The organism is Aureliella helgolandensis, from assembly GCF_007752135.1.
GTDB lineage: Bacteria > Planctomycetota > Planctomycetia > Pirellulales > Pirellulaceae > Aureliella > Aureliella helgolandensis.
Window position 1 is genome coordinate 2,352,733 of record NZ_CP036298.1, and the last position, 15,885, is coordinate 2,368,617.

At 53.3% G+C, this 15,885-nt stretch carries 12 protein-coding genes; 3 read left to right on the plus strand and 9 right to left on the minus strand.

Annotated elements, in window-relative coordinates; genetic code table 11:
• Window positions 1–13: 13 nt before the first annotated feature.
• From Q31a_RS08325 to Q31a_RS08340, 5 genes are all read right to left on the minus strand, one after another.
• On the minus strand, window positions 14–1,465 hold the full coding sequence (locus Q31a_RS08325; RefSeq protein ID WP_145076522.1) for a sulfatase family protein: 1,452 nt from the start codon (window positions 1,463–1,465) through the stop codon (window positions 14–16).
• Window positions 1,466–2,103: 638 nt separating this feature from the next.
• Window positions 2,104–2,259 carry a hypothetical protein gene (locus tag Q31a_RS30065; RefSeq protein ID WP_197356465.1) on the minus strand — a complete coding sequence of 52 codons (156 nt, stop codon included), beginning with the start codon at window positions 2,257–2,259 and terminating at the stop codon, window positions 2,104–2,106.
• 116 nt (window positions 2,260–2,375) lie between these two features.
• Complete coding sequence (locus Q31a_RS08330) at window positions 2,376–3,371, minus strand: ankyrin repeat domain-containing protein (protein ID WP_145076524.1); 996 nt, start codon at window positions 3,369–3,371, stop codon at window positions 2,376–2,378.
• Window positions 3,372–3,404: 33 nt separating this feature from the next.
• A complete protein-coding gene (locus Q31a_RS08335; protein ID WP_197356467.1) occupies window positions 3,405–4,775 on the minus strand; it encodes an ankyrin repeat domain-containing protein in 1,371 nt (456 codons plus the stop codon).
• A 181-nt stretch (window positions 4,776–4,956) separates the two neighbouring features.
• A complete protein-coding gene (locus tag Q31a_RS08340) occupies window positions 4,957–7,482 on the minus strand; it encodes a hypothetical protein (protein ID WP_145076528.1) in 2,526 nt (841 codons plus the stop codon).
• A gap of 10 nt (window positions 7,483–7,492) precedes the next feature.
• Between Q31a_RS08340 and Q31a_RS30070 the strand changes: the two genes are divergently transcribed.
• Window positions 7,493–7,957 carry a hypothetical protein gene (locus tag Q31a_RS30070; protein ID WP_197356469.1) on the plus strand — a complete coding sequence of 155 codons (465 nt, stop codon included), beginning with the start codon at window positions 7,493–7,495 and terminating at the stop codon, window positions 7,955–7,957.
• A gap of 854 nt (window positions 7,958–8,811) precedes the next feature.
• On the opposite strand, the gene Q31a_RS08350 is transcribed toward Q31a_RS30070, so the two are convergent.
• The 3 genes from Q31a_RS08350 to Q31a_RS08360 are packed head-to-tail and all read right to left on the minus strand — an operon-like array spanning window position 8,812 to window position 12,167.
• The gene (locus Q31a_RS08350; protein ID WP_145076530.1) at window positions 8,812–10,551 is read right to left on the minus strand and encodes a glycosyltransferase; all 1,740 of its coding nucleotides are present in this window, start codon (window positions 10,549–10,551) and stop codon (window positions 8,812–8,814) included.
• Window positions 10,552–10,610: 59 nt separating this feature from the next.
• Entirely contained in the window at window positions 10,611–11,282 is a 672-nt protein-coding gene (locus Q31a_RS08355; protein WP_145076532.1) for a Rossmann-fold NAD(P)-binding domain-containing protein, read from the minus strand.
• A 45-nt stretch (window positions 11,283–11,327) separates the two neighbouring features.
• Window positions 11,328–12,167: a 2OG-Fe(II) oxygenase family protein gene (locus tag Q31a_RS08360; protein ID WP_145076534.1), complete on the minus strand. Its 840-nt coding sequence runs from the start codon at window positions 12,165–12,167 to the stop codon at window positions 11,328–11,330.
• Between the two features lie 307 nt (window positions 12,168–12,474).
• Between Q31a_RS08360 and Q31a_RS08365 the strand changes: the two genes are divergently transcribed.
• Complete coding sequence (locus tag Q31a_RS08365; protein WP_145076536.1) at window positions 12,475–12,786, plus strand: hypothetical protein; 312 nt, start codon at window positions 12,475–12,477, stop codon at window positions 12,784–12,786.
• A 670-nt stretch (window positions 12,787–13,456) separates the two neighbouring features.
• Here the strand turns inward: Q31a_RS08365 and Q31a_RS08370 are convergent.
• The gene (locus Q31a_RS08370; RefSeq protein ID WP_145076539.1) at window positions 13,457–14,119 is read right to left on the minus strand and encodes a HEAT repeat domain-containing protein; all 663 of its coding nucleotides are present in this window, start codon (window positions 14,117–14,119) and stop codon (window positions 13,457–13,459) included.
• 635 nt (window positions 14,120–14,754) lie between these two features.
• Between Q31a_RS08370 and Q31a_RS08375 the strand changes: the two genes are divergently transcribed.
• Complete coding sequence (locus tag Q31a_RS08375; RefSeq protein ID WP_145076541.1) at window positions 14,755–15,849, plus strand: hypothetical protein; 1,095 nt, start codon at window positions 14,755–14,757, stop codon at window positions 15,847–15,849.
• Window positions 15,850–15,885: the final 36 nt, after the last annotated feature.

The window sequence follows — 15,885 nt, forward strand, 5'->3', positions numbered from 1 at the left end:
ACTCCCCATTTTCTCATTTCGCCAGGGGGCGTTCGTTTTTTCGGACGCCATAGGTTGCGAGCAATACTGCATCGACCTTGACGCGGTCGTCCCGATTTAGAAATGCAGCCAGCATTGGATCTTCGGTGCTTTTCATCTGCTCCACCAATTTGTCGCGTAAGGCATTTACAGACTCGGCTTGATCTGGATCATCGATCAGGTTGTGTAGGCAATCGGGATCGTTTCTCAAATCGTAAAATTCTTCCGGCACGCGGTGGCGAAAAAGATCGATGCGAGCTGCCAGGGTGGGATCGGTTTGAGCGGCCTGGTTCATCGCCGCCATGGTCTGCCCCTCGTTGTTGTTGCGGTACCAGTAGTCTCCATCACTAAACGGATTGTAGATGTAGCCGAACTGGTCATTTTGAACGCTGCGCATGGGCACGGCGGCACCGCCCGCTTTCGAATCGATCTGCGTGTAAACGTAGTCGCGTCCCTCCTGGGAGTTTCCTTGGAGCAGAGGGAGGAAGGATCGTCCGTCCAATCCGCTGGGCGCCTCGACTCCAGTAGCTTCCAGGATTGTTGGAAAGAAATCAACGACCGATACAAAGTGTTGGTCATCGCGAGTACCTGGCTTGATAGTGCTCGGCCAGCGCACCAGCAGTGGACTTCGCGAACTGTGGAACCATGCATTGCACTTCGCAAAGGGAACGGCGATTCCGTTGTCGGTAATGAACAAGACCAGTGTGTTCTCGGCCGCGCCCGCTTCCTGAAGCGCCTGCATCACTTTGCCGAAGGTATCGTCCAGCCGGCGGGTGGAGTTCAAATAGGTCGCTAGTTCAGCGCGGACTCCTGGCAGGTCGGGAAGGAACCCGGGCACGTCGACGTCCTCGGGGGCGTAGATTTGGGAGGGCATCGCGGCGCCCTTCGTGAGCTTGGCCGGATTGCAAAAGGGGCGATGTGGATCGTGGGAGTTGACCATGAAGTAGAACGGCTGCTGATGGGTCTGGCACTCTTTGAAAAACGCTTGGCTACGCTGGTAGTAAAGTTCGGGATTGCGTCCATTGCCAAGCTCCTGTTGGTCGAAGTGGTAGTCCCACTGCATTGATTTTTTGGGCGTGGAGTGTCCGACTTTCCCAAGGATTCCGGTGTAATATCCCGCCGCTTGCAAGGTGGTCACGATGTCCGGGACGTCCTCTCTGGCGGGCATGAAGCCCATGGCCCCGGAGCGATGGCTGTAACGGCCGGTGGCGATGACAGCGCGACAGGGTGCGCAGATGGCGACGTTCACATGGGCTCGATTGAACAGCAGACTTTCGGTGGCAAAGGCGTCGAGATTCGGCGTCAAATCGGCAGGTTTCCCGCCATAGACCCCCAGCGATTCGGCATGCAGATCATCGGCGGTGAACAGCAGGACGTTCGGTCTCTCTCCTGCCGAGACGCTCCCAAGAACGCAGGCGAACATAGCGGCAAAGTAGATTGATTTCACGTTGGTAGGTCTCCAAGGAACGGCGATGGGCGAAGCAATACGGATGGCTAGAGTCCTTCGGCAGCAGTCCAACGGAAATCGGAACACGACTGCCCATCCGCTGGCGTATTATCCGCTGACGCATTGTCCGTTGTCTATGGCTCCGGCAAAAGCCCCGAATTCCCAACTAAGAATTTGTGCAACCGTTCACGAACATCCTTATCCGTCAGGCAGCTTCAAGCGTTGCTTCAGGTTTGAGTTTAAGTCGCAGACAACCGTGAACTGTTACGAAGCACCCAGGCGGACGTTTTGACAGGAAGATGGGGGCAGGAAGATGAATTGCTCTGGCGATCTTCCTGCCAACATTTTCCTGCCAACAACACTCTCTGCTGCACCAGACTCACCCCAGCCAAACTCAACGGCGAGGAGTAATACCAAGCAAGCTCACCCATGCGAAGAATTTCATCCGTTCATTCGCGACCTTCCTCTCCCATCAGGCAGCCTCAGTCGTTGCTTCGGGTTTGAGTTTAAGTTTGAATCGCTGACAACCGTGAACGGTCACGAATTGGTTAGCAAGTCCCGCTCTTTTCCATTCGCTTACCCAGCCACACTTTCACCCGTTTTCACACAGTATGGGAGCTGCCAGAATCCATTTCGTGCTACGGTTCACTTGGGAGCGGAGCGTTTTCGTCCATCCAGAATTTCACGACTTGGGCTTCTTCGGAAATGACTCTTCCGTTGAGGGCGAGTGGGGGGGGAGCGTCTCGATTCAGAACTCTATCAAATTTGGGATCTTCTCCAATAATAGCAAACATCGCTTCATTTCCCTGTCCCTCTTAGACACCGATTCCTTGTTGCTGTCTACTGTGGACATCGAATACCAAGCGGCGCTCTACCGAGGCACTCTGAAGCCACGCCGCAACGAATGGCGTCAAGGAGTGGGGGGCGGGTTTGCATCCAGCCATGCCTGCAACGCGTGAAGTTCAGCTGTAATTGCTCGACCATTTTTTGCAATTTGGTTTCCTTTCAACTTCGTGATGAGCAACTCTCGAACAGCCGCATTGGTCGCTTGTGCATTGGGGGTGTTCTTTCCCGCCTCTAACAAAAATATGCATTCGTCAATCATATTCAAATATAGAGCTACTCCTGCCGCGGTTGCGCCATCCGCATCTACGATGTTGGGATCAACACCGGTCTCTAATATTTTGCCCATCATTTCAATCACTGGAGGTCCTGAAGCTCCAGAGCAATAGGCTATGTAAGCATGCAAAATTGTCCGTCCGAGAAACGGCGCGAGATGATTGGGGGTTCGAATATAGGGGAGGGAAGCTTCGAAGAATGGCATCCCATACCCACGGTGCTGCGCGCTATCCAGCGGTAGTGTGCTGTCCTTAAAGAAACCATAGAAATCCGTTTCGACATTCTCCGTAAAAACGATATCGGGTGATGCGCCTGCTTTCAGGAGTGTGGTAAACGCGACCAAATCGTTTTCGAAATACGCCCAGTGGAGAACGGTGATGCCAGATTTTCCCGTTTGATTGAGATCTCTTGGTTGCTTTAGTAGTCGATCCAATTCTAAATAGTCGCGACTCGAGATCGCAGCGCAGAGTTCAAGAGTCGCTGAGTCGTGAAACAAGTCTATCGGATTCCAGCTCGATTTAGCACGCATGGTTACAGCGGGCCGGCTGACAGTCAGTGCAATTTTCGGTCTTGCCAGGTGAAAAACCATTTGAAGTAGAACATAGGATACTGAAGCAGTGAAGCAGGACAGTACAAAGCCTCCTAGCATGCATCGAATTACACGGTTTGCAGGTGGAGACTTTCTTAGTGGTGCAGCAAGTTGTTTGGGTGAGGATCTGTTGGAAAGCTCTAGATGTTGTGTAAAATCATTGTCGTTCGAATCAGGCAAGACTTCACCGCGATGCAAAAGGAGCGTGATGTTAATCTTCCAAGATGCGGTTTATTCACGTGCACTGCGTTCCACTAGCCACTCCAGAACGCGTTGATGTTCTTCCGTGGGATGGTCAACCTGGCTGAGCAGCTGCAGCGTCGATTCTCCCAGGCGGTTACGAATATGCGGATCGGCTCCGGCGTCAACTAGCACTGGTATGAAGCGGGGGTTGTGTCGCGCGGCCAGATGGCAAGCGGTCATGCCAGCTAAGGTTTTTGCGTCAAGGTCGATGCCCGTCTTAATGATCTTTTGCAGCAAATGTGTTTGTTCCGGACGTGGATAGTAGAGGAAGCGATGAAGAATGTTGCGACCATGTAAGTCTGCTGCATTCGGAGCTTCCGTATACCCCAACGCCATTTCGAAGAAATTTTCCTTGAAGTCCGGGTTCCATTCTGTGGTCATGAGCACTGTTTCCTGCTTTTCGGGCGCGAATGATGCACCAAGCTTCATCCACTTGCTCAGAGGTTCCGAGAGCTTGACGTCCGGGCTTGCACCCAGTTCAAGTAGTTCCTGGAAGGCTGTTTGGTTATCAGCGAGGTAGGACCAAAGTAGCAGCGTCATACCTGCTGGAGATTGGTAGTTGATATCCAGTGTTGGTGCAATTTCTGAACGCACGGAAGCTGCACCATCCTTGCTGGCAATTGTATCGCAGTGAGCTCGGTAAGATGTGTTACTAGCGAAGGTTGTACTGGGAAGTGATTCACTCCATGCGATCGGGAAATCTGGAAGCGTTGGGGAGTGGAAACGTCCATTCTGATTACTAGGGAGGCGCAATTCCTTTTGCAAAGTCACAAATTCGCTTGGATCGGCCATTTTCTGAATTGCCAAGGAAATGTCGTCCAGCAGCCTAGTGCCGTCTTCGGAAGTGAGGGACGGATCCGCGTTCTTAGCAAGTAACCATCGACAAACAGGAATTGCGAAGACTCCATGGATATCCCGTTTTATCGCGTAACGGCATGCGGTAAGTCCCTTCTTGTCCATCGCATTGACATCCACCCCCATCAGAACTAGTAATTGCAAATCTCTTTTCTTGATATTGTGCAATCCAGAATTGACACCTAGATACACATGAAGGAGCGTCATTCCATCACTGTTTCTTTGGTTGGGCTGATGGATGTACTTCATCGCTACACAAAAGAATTCGCTCCGCAGGTAGGCATGGCCGACGATCGAGAAGAGGACTGTGTCGCCAGCAAAGTGCTGAAATGTAACTTCGGCTCCCTCAGTAGAAGCAATGGTCGTTTTCAACGGAATATGCGGGTTGGCACCGTATTCCAATAGCATTTCAAACGCCTCTACATTTCCCTCCATCATCGACCAGAACAACAAAGTCATTCCATTTAGTTCGGGAGAATTGATGTCAGCATTTTCGTCGAGCATTTCTCGAAGTAGAGAGAGGTTGTTCCTCGAAATTGTCTCTGCGATTCTCAAATTGTACGGCGTTGAGAACAATTCGAAGGCACTACGATCAATCAGTCTAAGCTCGTTGGTCTGCGCAATAGCAGGTGCCATTGCTGCAAGCAAATACAAGAAAGTAAGTAGAAGCACTGATAGCAGATTCCTACCGGGGAGCATCATGGTCGTACACATTCCAATTGGGATCGGTATGTAGAATTCCGTAGTATATTGCATCAAATTGATGTGACCTGAACATCTTGAACGATGCAAGGGGGATCTTGCCCAACGCTATCGAGATCTTAGCAGCGATTGTCAAGAACTGATTTTTCCATTCGTCCAAATCATCAGGAAGGCTTCTTAGGAGCAACTTAGCCTCATCAAACTGTGTTCGTTCAGATTCAAAAAGATTGAAGTGACCTTCAATAGATACTTGCCGTCCTACCGCTCTAGGCAGAGCAGTGACGTGTGTTTGTAAGAACGTCAATAAATCCGGCAATGAGCGTTCAGTGCTAACAAACTCATTTACTGCGTACGCGGTAATGAGTGATTCCGCTCTGTCAAAGTTCAACATTGCTGCTCTGTAAGCAGGTATCAATGGGATCGTATGTGGTTGGAGACCAGCGGCATTGAAGGTTCTAGCTTGAATTCCAGTCAACAGAGACGCCGCGCTTGCCATGCCCCCCCCGAGGGAATGCCCGCTGATCGAAAGACTACTTTCAACAGGGGAAAGCTGTGCCAAATAGTAGGTTAGATCCATTGCTGCGATATACTGCGGCTCACCGTTTGTGAGGAGCTGTCGAACATTCGATATGAGATCCTCTGGTGTATCGAGGTCGGTCCCTGCAAAAGAGATTATGTAGCCACCGGATACATAATCTCGGTAGAGACCAGCTTTGAATCCAAGTGGAAATATCGGACTGCCAATATCTCTTCTCGCATTAAACAAGTACGTAAGTATTAAGGCTTGGAAGCTCTGATTCAGATCTGAATCTTCTAGCCATTTTTCAACCTGTTCTTGATCGATGTACTGCAGCGACATGTCCGGGTGTGAACCCTTAGCGTAGACCGCTTCTGCAGCAGCTGCACTACGCAATTCCGGCATTGAATTAAGCGCTGGGAAGAATGTATTGGCGTTCACTGCCATATATTTAACTTCGTCAGTTGCTTTAACAATTTCTGATGTGCTCCAAATGGTAGCCTTGATGCGATCATCCGGTTTGTGGAGAGTATCGACATCAATCTTAACGTCATGGCCGGTGGTAATCTGAATTGCCTCTAACCAGAGGACTACTCTTCCGTTATACGGATTGTAGTTCAGCTCTGAGAGTGTAAAGTCACCAATCAAATCTCCGTCGGGCGTACCCAAAAGACGTCGGTTGGCATTGTATTTTGGCGCGTCCCAAATATTGATCGTGCCAGACGGCTTGTTCTTCCTCAATTCCTCTAAGCGTATGACAATCTCGGATGGAGGGATATGTGTTGGCAACTGTATGACAAGTGGTGTAAATTGATTAGCGTCCTTGTAGAGCATCTTGCCTATGGCAAACCTGTTGGATTCAAGTTCTTCTTCCCAATCGTCCAATTCAGGGAAAAATGTGCCATTGTCGTTGTCGCTATCGATATCTAGATCAATTCCCCAAACCATTACGTCAAGCGAAGCTACTTGAATGCTATTTAAATTGCAGGAGTCGAACGGAGAACTGTTGTCTTGTTGTGTGGGGGCCCAAGTTAGATTGATGGGGGTGCGATGCAACGCGATGCCCTCGACATACAGTGTCTCTTGACCTGTATAGGGAAGTGTGGGGACGGTGAGCATGTCGCTTGGACCACCCGCATAATACATGTAGGGAAGGACGAGATTGTTCTTCTGCGGCGAATCCCAAAGTCGAATCGTAGAAAGATCGTAGCTCAAATAAAAGCGACCATCGTCTGCACTCATCTCCTCGGTCAACATCGGGGTGAAGTCCACTGGAAGCAGATCGTCGTCCAAGAATCCACGTTCAAATTGATCACTCAGACCACTTTCGTCATCGTCGTCGTCATTGCGCAATACGTCCATCTCCAGCATTGGGTAAGTAACTGCCCCTTGATCATCGTCGGAGACGGTCAGAGTTAGGGGATAGAGTGAATCGCCATAGACTCGCGGCAACCTGAACTCAACGGTCTTAGCGGGAGTGTTGGAACAGGTATAGAACTGGCTGAACACGTTGCTGTTGGCCGTGGTCCCATCGGCCCAAGTAACACTGGCTGTATGAAGGTCATGAATGCCAGGGTCTAGAAAGCTTGCTTGGAGCACGGTCCAGGCATCTCCGTGGGAGTCAACCTCGTGACCGATCTGTGGCCGGCCAACAAGTCGAGGTGGTACATTCACCACTTCCAAAGTCAGTGAGTCCGTTTCGCCCGCGAAGTCCACTTCTACTTCTAGAGGGTCGGTCGGCGTTTCATTGCCCGGCCAAGGTCCGTCGTCCGGTATGTGGAACGAAACGCCATACACTCCATTGGCATTCAGAATGTTGCGCTGGTGGACCTGCTCGCCAAGATCAAGCTTGCCGTTGAAATTTAGATCGGCAAAGATGATGAGCGTTTGAGGGATTGAGGAAGATCCCTCAAGCTCAATAGTAATGGAAATTTCCTGTCCCTCTAGAACGCGCCGGCTAGAGTCGGATGTTCCTCCATCGTAGAGTTTCACACTCCGTATTTTGTATGGCTGTTCGTCCGGCTCGAAGCTAGCTGTTCCTGTTGGGCTGGGGCCAGAGGATGGTGGATCGTACGGTGGAATATATGGAGTCGTTCCCGAAGGTGTGGGCGAGGGCGAGGAAGGAGTTGGAGACGGAGACGGAGATGGAGACGGAGACGGAGACGGAGACGGAGACGGAGACGGGGACGGGGACGGAGACGGGGACGGAGACGGGGATGGAGACGGGGACGGAGACGGGGACGGAGACGGGGATGGAGACGGGGATGGAGACGGGGATGGAGACGGGGATGGAGACGGGGACGGGGACGGGGACGGGGACGGGGACGGAGATGGAGATGGAGATGGAGATGGAGATGGAGATGGAGATGGAGGGTCGAACGGAATGGTACCTGATGGGGTTGGGGTTGAAGGTGTACTGCCGGGCGGATCAATGGGTAACGTCCCCGACGGTGTGGGAATGGGGTAACCACTCTCGTTGCAGAATTCATTGAACGCTCGATCGATCCAATCCTCAGGAATGGAATCTCCACAGTTCCACAATCGAATTGCGGTTTCGTTGATCGAGTCAACAGCGGTTGCTGTTGCAGAGTCGCCTGTGGGCGCTTCGCCTTCGCCGGTTAGTACTTGATCTACTGCGTAACGATCCTGCAAATAATCCTCTTCCGTCGCCTCAGAAGAAGCATGGGTTTGATTGACGTCCGGCTCTTCGGATTCTAGTGGGCTTGAATCTGCAAGTTGATGGTGAATCGTGAATTCCGGCTGAGTGGCGAAGGTGGCAGTCGCGTTGCCAACGGACGTGGGGGACAGAATGCTGGCTGCATGGACTGGCTCCACGGGAGCAAGGGAGGTTGAAGCTTGCTGGGCTTGCGTCGAAATGTTCCTGGACCGATCGTCAGCCCCTGTGAACTCAGCGACCGCTTCAGCCTCATAGGCGATTGCAGACCCCATCGGGATTGACGAATCGCCAGGGGCTGCAGGAGCCTTCCCCGAGGTCGAAAGCTTGGGGCTACCGACAATTCGGGCTTCTGAAGAGAGTACGCTGTACTCGTCAGGGATGTCGGTCGGTGCGATCGTATCGCCAGCCAATACAACTCGAGGCGAGAGTGGCTCGACATTCAGGATGCGATGCCTAGAACGCGTGGCATGAGGAGTGAGAAAGAGAGCCGCGTGTCGCATTTCATGGTCTCCACTTGAAACGCCAAGAGGAAAGTCCATCAAAACGCAAACCCAATTGTCACCGTTTTGATGGCGTTTACCGCCTCACACTAACGCGCTGAAATACAGATGCAACATGTTACTAACAATATCTTTAAGAAAAATTTAGAGCGAAGGCGTAGATGCAGAGGATTGCTGTTTTTGCTTGCGTTTTCTAAGCGCAGCTGCCTGTTCAAACTTCGACGAGGCGGCGGCGTTAGCTTCGGTACCCCCCGCCGGAATTGGAGAAAAGCGAAGTACGTCATAGGGCCCTTCGTACCAACCCACCAAATCTCTGAAGCCGATGCGGTGGAACTGCTCGCCAATGCCTTCGACACACCCAAGTGAGATCGCTATATGCGACCAAGCAACCGCTTGTTGAAAATTTTGCTGCTTGAAGTAGCACCAGCCACTCATCCAAGCCAGTTCGGGAAAGCAGGCATCGATGGATAAACCGATTCCACAACGAGAAATCGCCTCGTCCAAGAGCCCGAGCTCCACACAGCATTTTGCTCCCATATAGCACGCCCAGGCAGCTAACTCATGTCCGGGGTGAATTGAAGCGCAGCGATCAAAAGCTGCGATGGCTCCCTCGTGTTGTAGGAGATTGGCAAGAGTTTGCCCCAGGTAGTACCATGCTCGCCCGTTCTCAGGGCTCCATTTCAAGTCTTCACGCAGAATGCGATGATCTCGCTCAAGCTTGCGGCGCATCGCCTCTGGAGGTTTGGGGATTTCATCGAAGACGAGGTGGGGGAGCACTCGGCGATGGTACTGTTGATGCTTGCTGACCAAAGCCTCGTGTGTCCTGCCTTGCCACTGTAGAGTGGTCGGCAAGCGTATCAAACGCTCCTTGCTATATTGACCATCGCTTGACTCCACCAGCCATAGGTCCACGTCGTCGTGAGTTTCAAGCAGCTCAATCAATTGGTGGAAGGTGAACGCGTCCGACGTGCTGCGCAGTCGTTCGTCGGTGTCGAGTGTCAAGGCCCAGGTGGCGTCGGTTTGTTGCGCGAGCTCAAGTGCAAGGTTGCGAGCTTTGGCGAAGTCATCGGACCAGTTCAAGGTTGCAAGCTGCAGTTTACTTCCTGCCACGGCCCGCGCCACGTCGAGCGTTTTATCTTCGATCCCTGTATCGATCAGTAGGACTTGGTCTACCCAATCCACCACCGACTCCAGCGCATCACCGATCAATTCTTCGCAACTACCTGCGAGGACCGTGCACGCAATTCGAGTCCGTCCGCTGCGGGTTAACGTTTTCGGCAGTGGAACTTTGGGAGCAGGCGGATTGGTCCGAACGACCGAGACCGCTCGGGAAACGGCTTCTGGGCTGGGCGCGAGCTTGAGAAAGTCTACCAGCTTCTCTACCACTACAACTGGGGCGTTCTGCGTCTCTTCAAAATCTATGATCAAGCTACCTTGGCGAGGGAAGGTTGCTGCGAGCTTCGTCCATAGTTGCTGTTGAATATTCTCGGAAGAGGGCCACCAATCCGTGCGTTTGAGCGATTGGATCGAATCGTCCAGTTCTCGACGACTCCAAATTAGCTTGGTGTGTGGGCCCCAGGCGCGCATGAGGTCATTGATCGATAAGGTCAACAGAGGGTGTTTGGCACCCACGACCTTGCAATCTGCGGAAAGTCTGTTGCAGAACCATTGCCGCAGTAGCAAGATGCGATTGGACGCTGGCTCTGCGGCGATAAGCTGCGGTTCTGTCCACCAGCGTCGAAGGGATTGAGCAAGATCTTGCGGTTCGTAGTAGTTTCCCCAAAACGGTGCCCCCATATCAACCCCCAGCTCATGCAGCATTGCCGCAATCATGCTTGACCCCGACCGGTAGGTGCCGACAACGGCGACAGGTTGGACCTCCATCGCGTGCTCCTTTTATCCAATGGTCTGCTGCTTAAAATTCCGGCTCCAGGCAGGCTGCACTAGAGTGTGGAAGCCGGGGAAACGGCGGCCCAATCCGGCTCCGTACTTACAGGTGGGTGGGCCCTTTGTTCGACTCTCGGACGAGCGTACCCGCCCCGCACGATTCCAGTTTGGCCACGCAGTATTAGTACCAACATGAGGTTGGTTAAGAACTCCACCTCTACGACTGGTTGAACCGGTTCTTCAGTCCCAAGCCAGCCCCAGCGACCGTTGCGAAATTCAAATCGCCCCGTGGGATCGTGCCGCCCGACAACGTATCCAGGTCGAAAGATGAGTACCTCCGCGCAGGCTGATTGAATCAAATGTTCGCACCAAAGTTTGTTTTGCGCCATTGAGAATAATTGATCTTCAGGCCAGGAAAGTTCGACTGCTGATGAGGAGATGTAAGTGTAGTGGTCGAATCGACAATTCGTCACAATGTTTTCAATGTGTGCATGCGAATGCCCTGAGAAGTCGACCAAATAATTCCAATGTTGACCGGCTAATTGGGTCGAGCAGGAATTGAAATCGTGGCGATCGCACTTGAGGTGTGGAACTGTCTTGAACAGATCCGGTGCTGTAACGCCCCGATTGAGTAAAGTGACTTCGAGTGTCGTCTGCTCAAGGACACGTTCCACAAAAACGCGACCTATGAAATTGGTACCTCCGAGAACTAGCATGCGTGCCGCCATTGTGGTTTTCCTTTCGACTCTCGTTTCAGCCTTGCAGGCCGCGCACTATGGAACTTTCTGCAATTCTGTCGACGTCTGGAATTTTGCAATCGATTTGTCCGTCCAACGATCCCACGGATCCATGTCGAGGCTCTGCTTAAACGCGACATGCGACTGGTAACGCGCCAATAGATAATTCGGTGAAGCGTGGTACCACCAGACGTAGGCATTGCGCTGTGCTAGCCGGGATCCCAGATACGCGTGGTAGGACACGGGCGACACTTCGAAGATCAGCAGCGAATTATTGGTCGGCGGAATTCGCTGAACTAGCCGTTTTCCCAGTTCCGCGTACAATCCGGTTTCACCCCCAGCCCCCGGTTGCCACGGGGGATTCGCGCAGTAGTAGAGGCAAGCGACTGCCCGCGCTGTCTTAATGGCTTGCGGCTGGCGATCGCGGGTGTCGTCGGAGTAATTGCATTGGCAACCAGCCTGGAACAGACGCATTCCCTGGTAGTTCGGGGCGATGTTGGGAAACGACACAACCGCAAAATCGGTATGCGGCCAACCCGGTTTTGACGGAGCATTGTGGCGATGCATCCCAATCATCACATTCTCATCCAACCGGATTGAGAAAGAACTGGCCGTGAATTCTCGGAATTCCGTCGATACGAATGCAGCAATGCTAGTCTGCTGCACGTGGCTTAACATAGGGGTGAAGTTGAGTGCGTCGTATTTCAGCTCACCAACTTCGCCCACCTTACCAATCGGCTTGGCTTGTGTGATCAGCTCCTTGAAGAGCAGCCCGAGATTGGAAGCTAACGCGGCTGGAAACACGTTCTCGATCACCATGTGATTGAACGGATAGCTGCCTAGCGTAATCCGAGCATCACGACACACAATACTCATAGCAAACTCACTTGCTAAGTCACGGTATCAATACCATACATCAGCAGCCTGAAGGACTGGCAAGGCCATGTCAAGAGTTTGCGGCTACCAATTTTTCATTTCATCCAAGTTCCCACAGTGGCCAGTGCCCGATCACTGTGCGAGGGGGCAGTGCGACGAGCGGCAGCTTCGCAAAACAGTCCCTCCCACCCACGGTCCGCAGAGGGCAGGGACTGCCGCATCAGTCAGGCTGTCAGTTTGGGGCAATTGAGTGTGTGCCAGTGAGTGTGGCCAGGTCAGAAATGCCGGGATTCTGCAATGCACAGCAATGCCTGCACCGCGCCAGAAACGGACTCGAAAGTCCAGCCTGCAAGCAGAAGCAGAGGATGTTCGACCGAGCGGGGAAATCGCCCGGGAATCCCTGGCTGGCCAGGGACGTGGTGCCAGGCGAGAGATCGGACTAACTGAAGCGGGACGTCCCGCTGGCCAGACGCTTGCCCTAATCGCAACCCGCCGCGTGAGCAAGGACAGGTGGTTACGGCTACAGTTTGATTCGGTCGCTACCCCTACAGCAAAACCGAAACCGCTCTTAACTCAACAAGCCGGAGACGGCGTATTGCAATCGCAACCCGCCGCGTGAGCAAGGACAGGTGGTTGCCGCTACAGTTTGATTCGGTCGCCACCCCCACAGCAAAACCGAAACCGCTCTCAGCTCAACAAGCCGGAGCCGGCGTATTGCAATTGCAACCCGCCGCGTAAGCAAGGCCAGCTGGTTGTGGCTACAGTTTGATTCGGTCGCCACCCTCACGGCAAAACCGAAATCGCTCTTAACTCAACAAGCCGGAGCCGGCGTATTGCAATCGCAACCCGCCGCGTGAGCAAGGACAGCCGGTTGCGGCTACAGTTTGATTCGGTCGCCACCCCTACAGCAAAACCGAAATCGCTCTTAACTCAACAAGCCGGTAACGGCGTATTGCAATTGCAACCCGCTGCGTAACGGGCTGTTGATTTAATAGCAATTTGAATTTTAACGCGGAGGTTGCGCCCAAACTGCCTTGTAGCGGCAACTATCTTTCCTTGCTCACGCAGCGGGTTACTATTTCGACAGCCCGGTGAGCAAGGACAGGTGGTTACGGCTACAGGGCGGATAGAGACGCTACCTCGACGGCAAGACCAGAAGCTGGGAGCTAAACCCCAAGAACACTCTAGGTTAGACGGCGTAACCGACCCCGGATGGTTCGTCCCCCGCCCTTCTCTACCGTTTTATCCGTGGTTTGCATGCGACGTAAAACGCGCGGCCAAGCGCGGATCTACAGTTCCTGGATGGCTTTTTCCAACCGGCGGACTTGCAACCGTACCGGTTCTAAGTCGGGATAGACATCGAGTGCGCGACGGAACCAAAAGAGCGATTCCAACAAGTCGCCCAGCTCTAGGTGACAATGCCCCAATCCAACCATCGCTGCATAGTGGAACTCGTTGAGCTTCAACGTCTGGCGGCAATCTTCTATGGCTTGCTCCAAAGCGTCAATCTGAAACAGGGCTAGCGACCGCTGGTGATACACCTCCGCACTCGCCCCGGAGGTTTCAATCAACTCGGAAGCCAGTTCAATCGTTTTCTCAAACGTTCCACATTCATTGGAGCGAACGATGCTCTCCAGCGTCTGACGCTGCGCGGCCGTTCCCTCACGTCCGCTAATCGCCCGCATCGTATCGTCTACGACCAACCGCAGCTTGCGATCGTGGTGCCGCAACAGTGGCCCAAGTATGGAGTAGGAATTTGCATCCCCAATCAGCCCCAGTGATAAAGCGGCGGCGCGACGAGAGTAAATGTCGCCCGATTGCAGCAAGCGTTCGAGAGTCCCCAGGGAATAATGCCCCGCTACCGATGCAATGAAACGCGCGGTATCCGCGTCGTTCAAATACCGTTGGTAGAATCTCAACAGTAGGGCGTATTGAGTTGCTCGTTCTTCCACGCCACTTTTCCTAACACTTGAGGACAATTGAAATGATCTAGAAATTCCAGGGAGCTTGAACCGAACTTCGCCTTGCGGCCAGCGGTCTGTCTTGGCTTACCCGACTGCATTCCAGTGAGAGAGGGAATCTAGGAATCCACCGTCCGAAAAGCTATGCCTGCCGCTGTCGTTGGCTCGGTTCAGTATAATCAGAGTCGCGTCGGAGGCAATTTCGTCGCGCGCACTTGCTGAAAATGTTCACCAACAGCGGGGCTTGCGTAGTGATTCTACTGGCAGCTGAGTAGCCAGTTCGCCGGTATTTCGATAAGAATGGACGACGCAAGTTGACTGGCCTTCCCATTGTGACTAACCTGCGCGGCGGTTCGATTCTTAGGCGGAGTTTTCGAATGCAGCAGACACTTACACTGAAGCGAGCGAACGGAAACTCGCGCAGCTGCGGATGTCTGTTTGAAACTCCCTCCCCATCATTGCAACAGAGGATCCACGCCGTGTTTCAGTGGGGGAATCACTTTGGGGCTCTGTTTTTCAGCTTGCTGGACGGGTGGCCTATCCCGCTTGTCTTACTCGCGTGCCGCGCGTTCTCAAGACGTGTTGGTGCGTTGGGCCTAGTCGCGGTCCTGTTAGGCTGTGCTGTCATGAGTGACGGTAGGCTCGCTGCGGCGCCGCCGGTGATTCACTACAACTTGCACGAATTGCCCTCGTCGCAGCAGGCTCAGGCCAAGCTTCAACGCGAGACTCAGTTCACCTGGCGACTGACACCCCTCCGCGATGGTTTGCGGAATCTCGCCAATGCCTACCAGCTCTCCATCTGGATTGACCGCCGAATCGACCCGACGCAGACGATAGACCTCCAGGTGGGTTCAACGAATCGCGCGACGGTGCATTCAGCCCTGCGTCAAATTGCTGCCCTGGTGGGGGCCGAAGTGGGCTTGATCGAGAATGTCGTCTATTTTGCACCTGCGGGCGAATTGTCGCGCTTGCAACTCGCGGCCACCCAGCTGCATGATGCTCTTAGCGTGAGGGATGTGCGTGACGGACGCCCGGCAACAGCGAACATGCGTCCCTTGCAATGGGAGGAAGTCAAAACTCCCAACGCGATTCTATTGGAGATTGCGGAGACTTGGAAAGTCACCGTCGCCGGAGAACTGCCGCATGATTTGTGGCATGCTGCAACTCTGGCAACCCCTTGTACGCTGGCCACGCAGCTGACGGTGGTGTGTGGTGGATTCGAGCAGCAAGTTTTATGGGACACCGGATCTAGGCTGCAGCTACAGCCGCTGCAGAGGGAAGAGAAATGGTCCTGCCTGTATGAAGACCAACCTTGGTCGCTCCAAGAGACGAAGCAGATTAAATCCGAGTATCGGGGAAGCTCCATTGCCAAACGCGGGCCTCAGTGGCATGTGACCGCCGTCACCGAAGCTCATCTTGCGCTGTTGGGATTAGCCACAAGTGTCGACCACAAGTCTGCGAATTCGCCACCGATGACAGCTCGGTGGACGGGCGAGATTGGTGGGGTTGCCGAGCGGGTACTGACGCAATTTGCTGCCTCCCAACAACTCGAAGTCGTTTGGGATGCTACTTGTACCGAGCGTCAGAAGCAGAAGCAGGTGCGGTTCGATGTCAAAAACGCATCGCTCACTGACATTTTGAATTCTTGGTCAGAAGCCGCTGAGCTGCGGGCCGAGTTGTCGGGAAGTGTGGTTACGGTTTCGGCTGCTCCCATGCCCTGATGGCCAGCACGCGTTGGCCAAGCCGCGCTGGCTGAA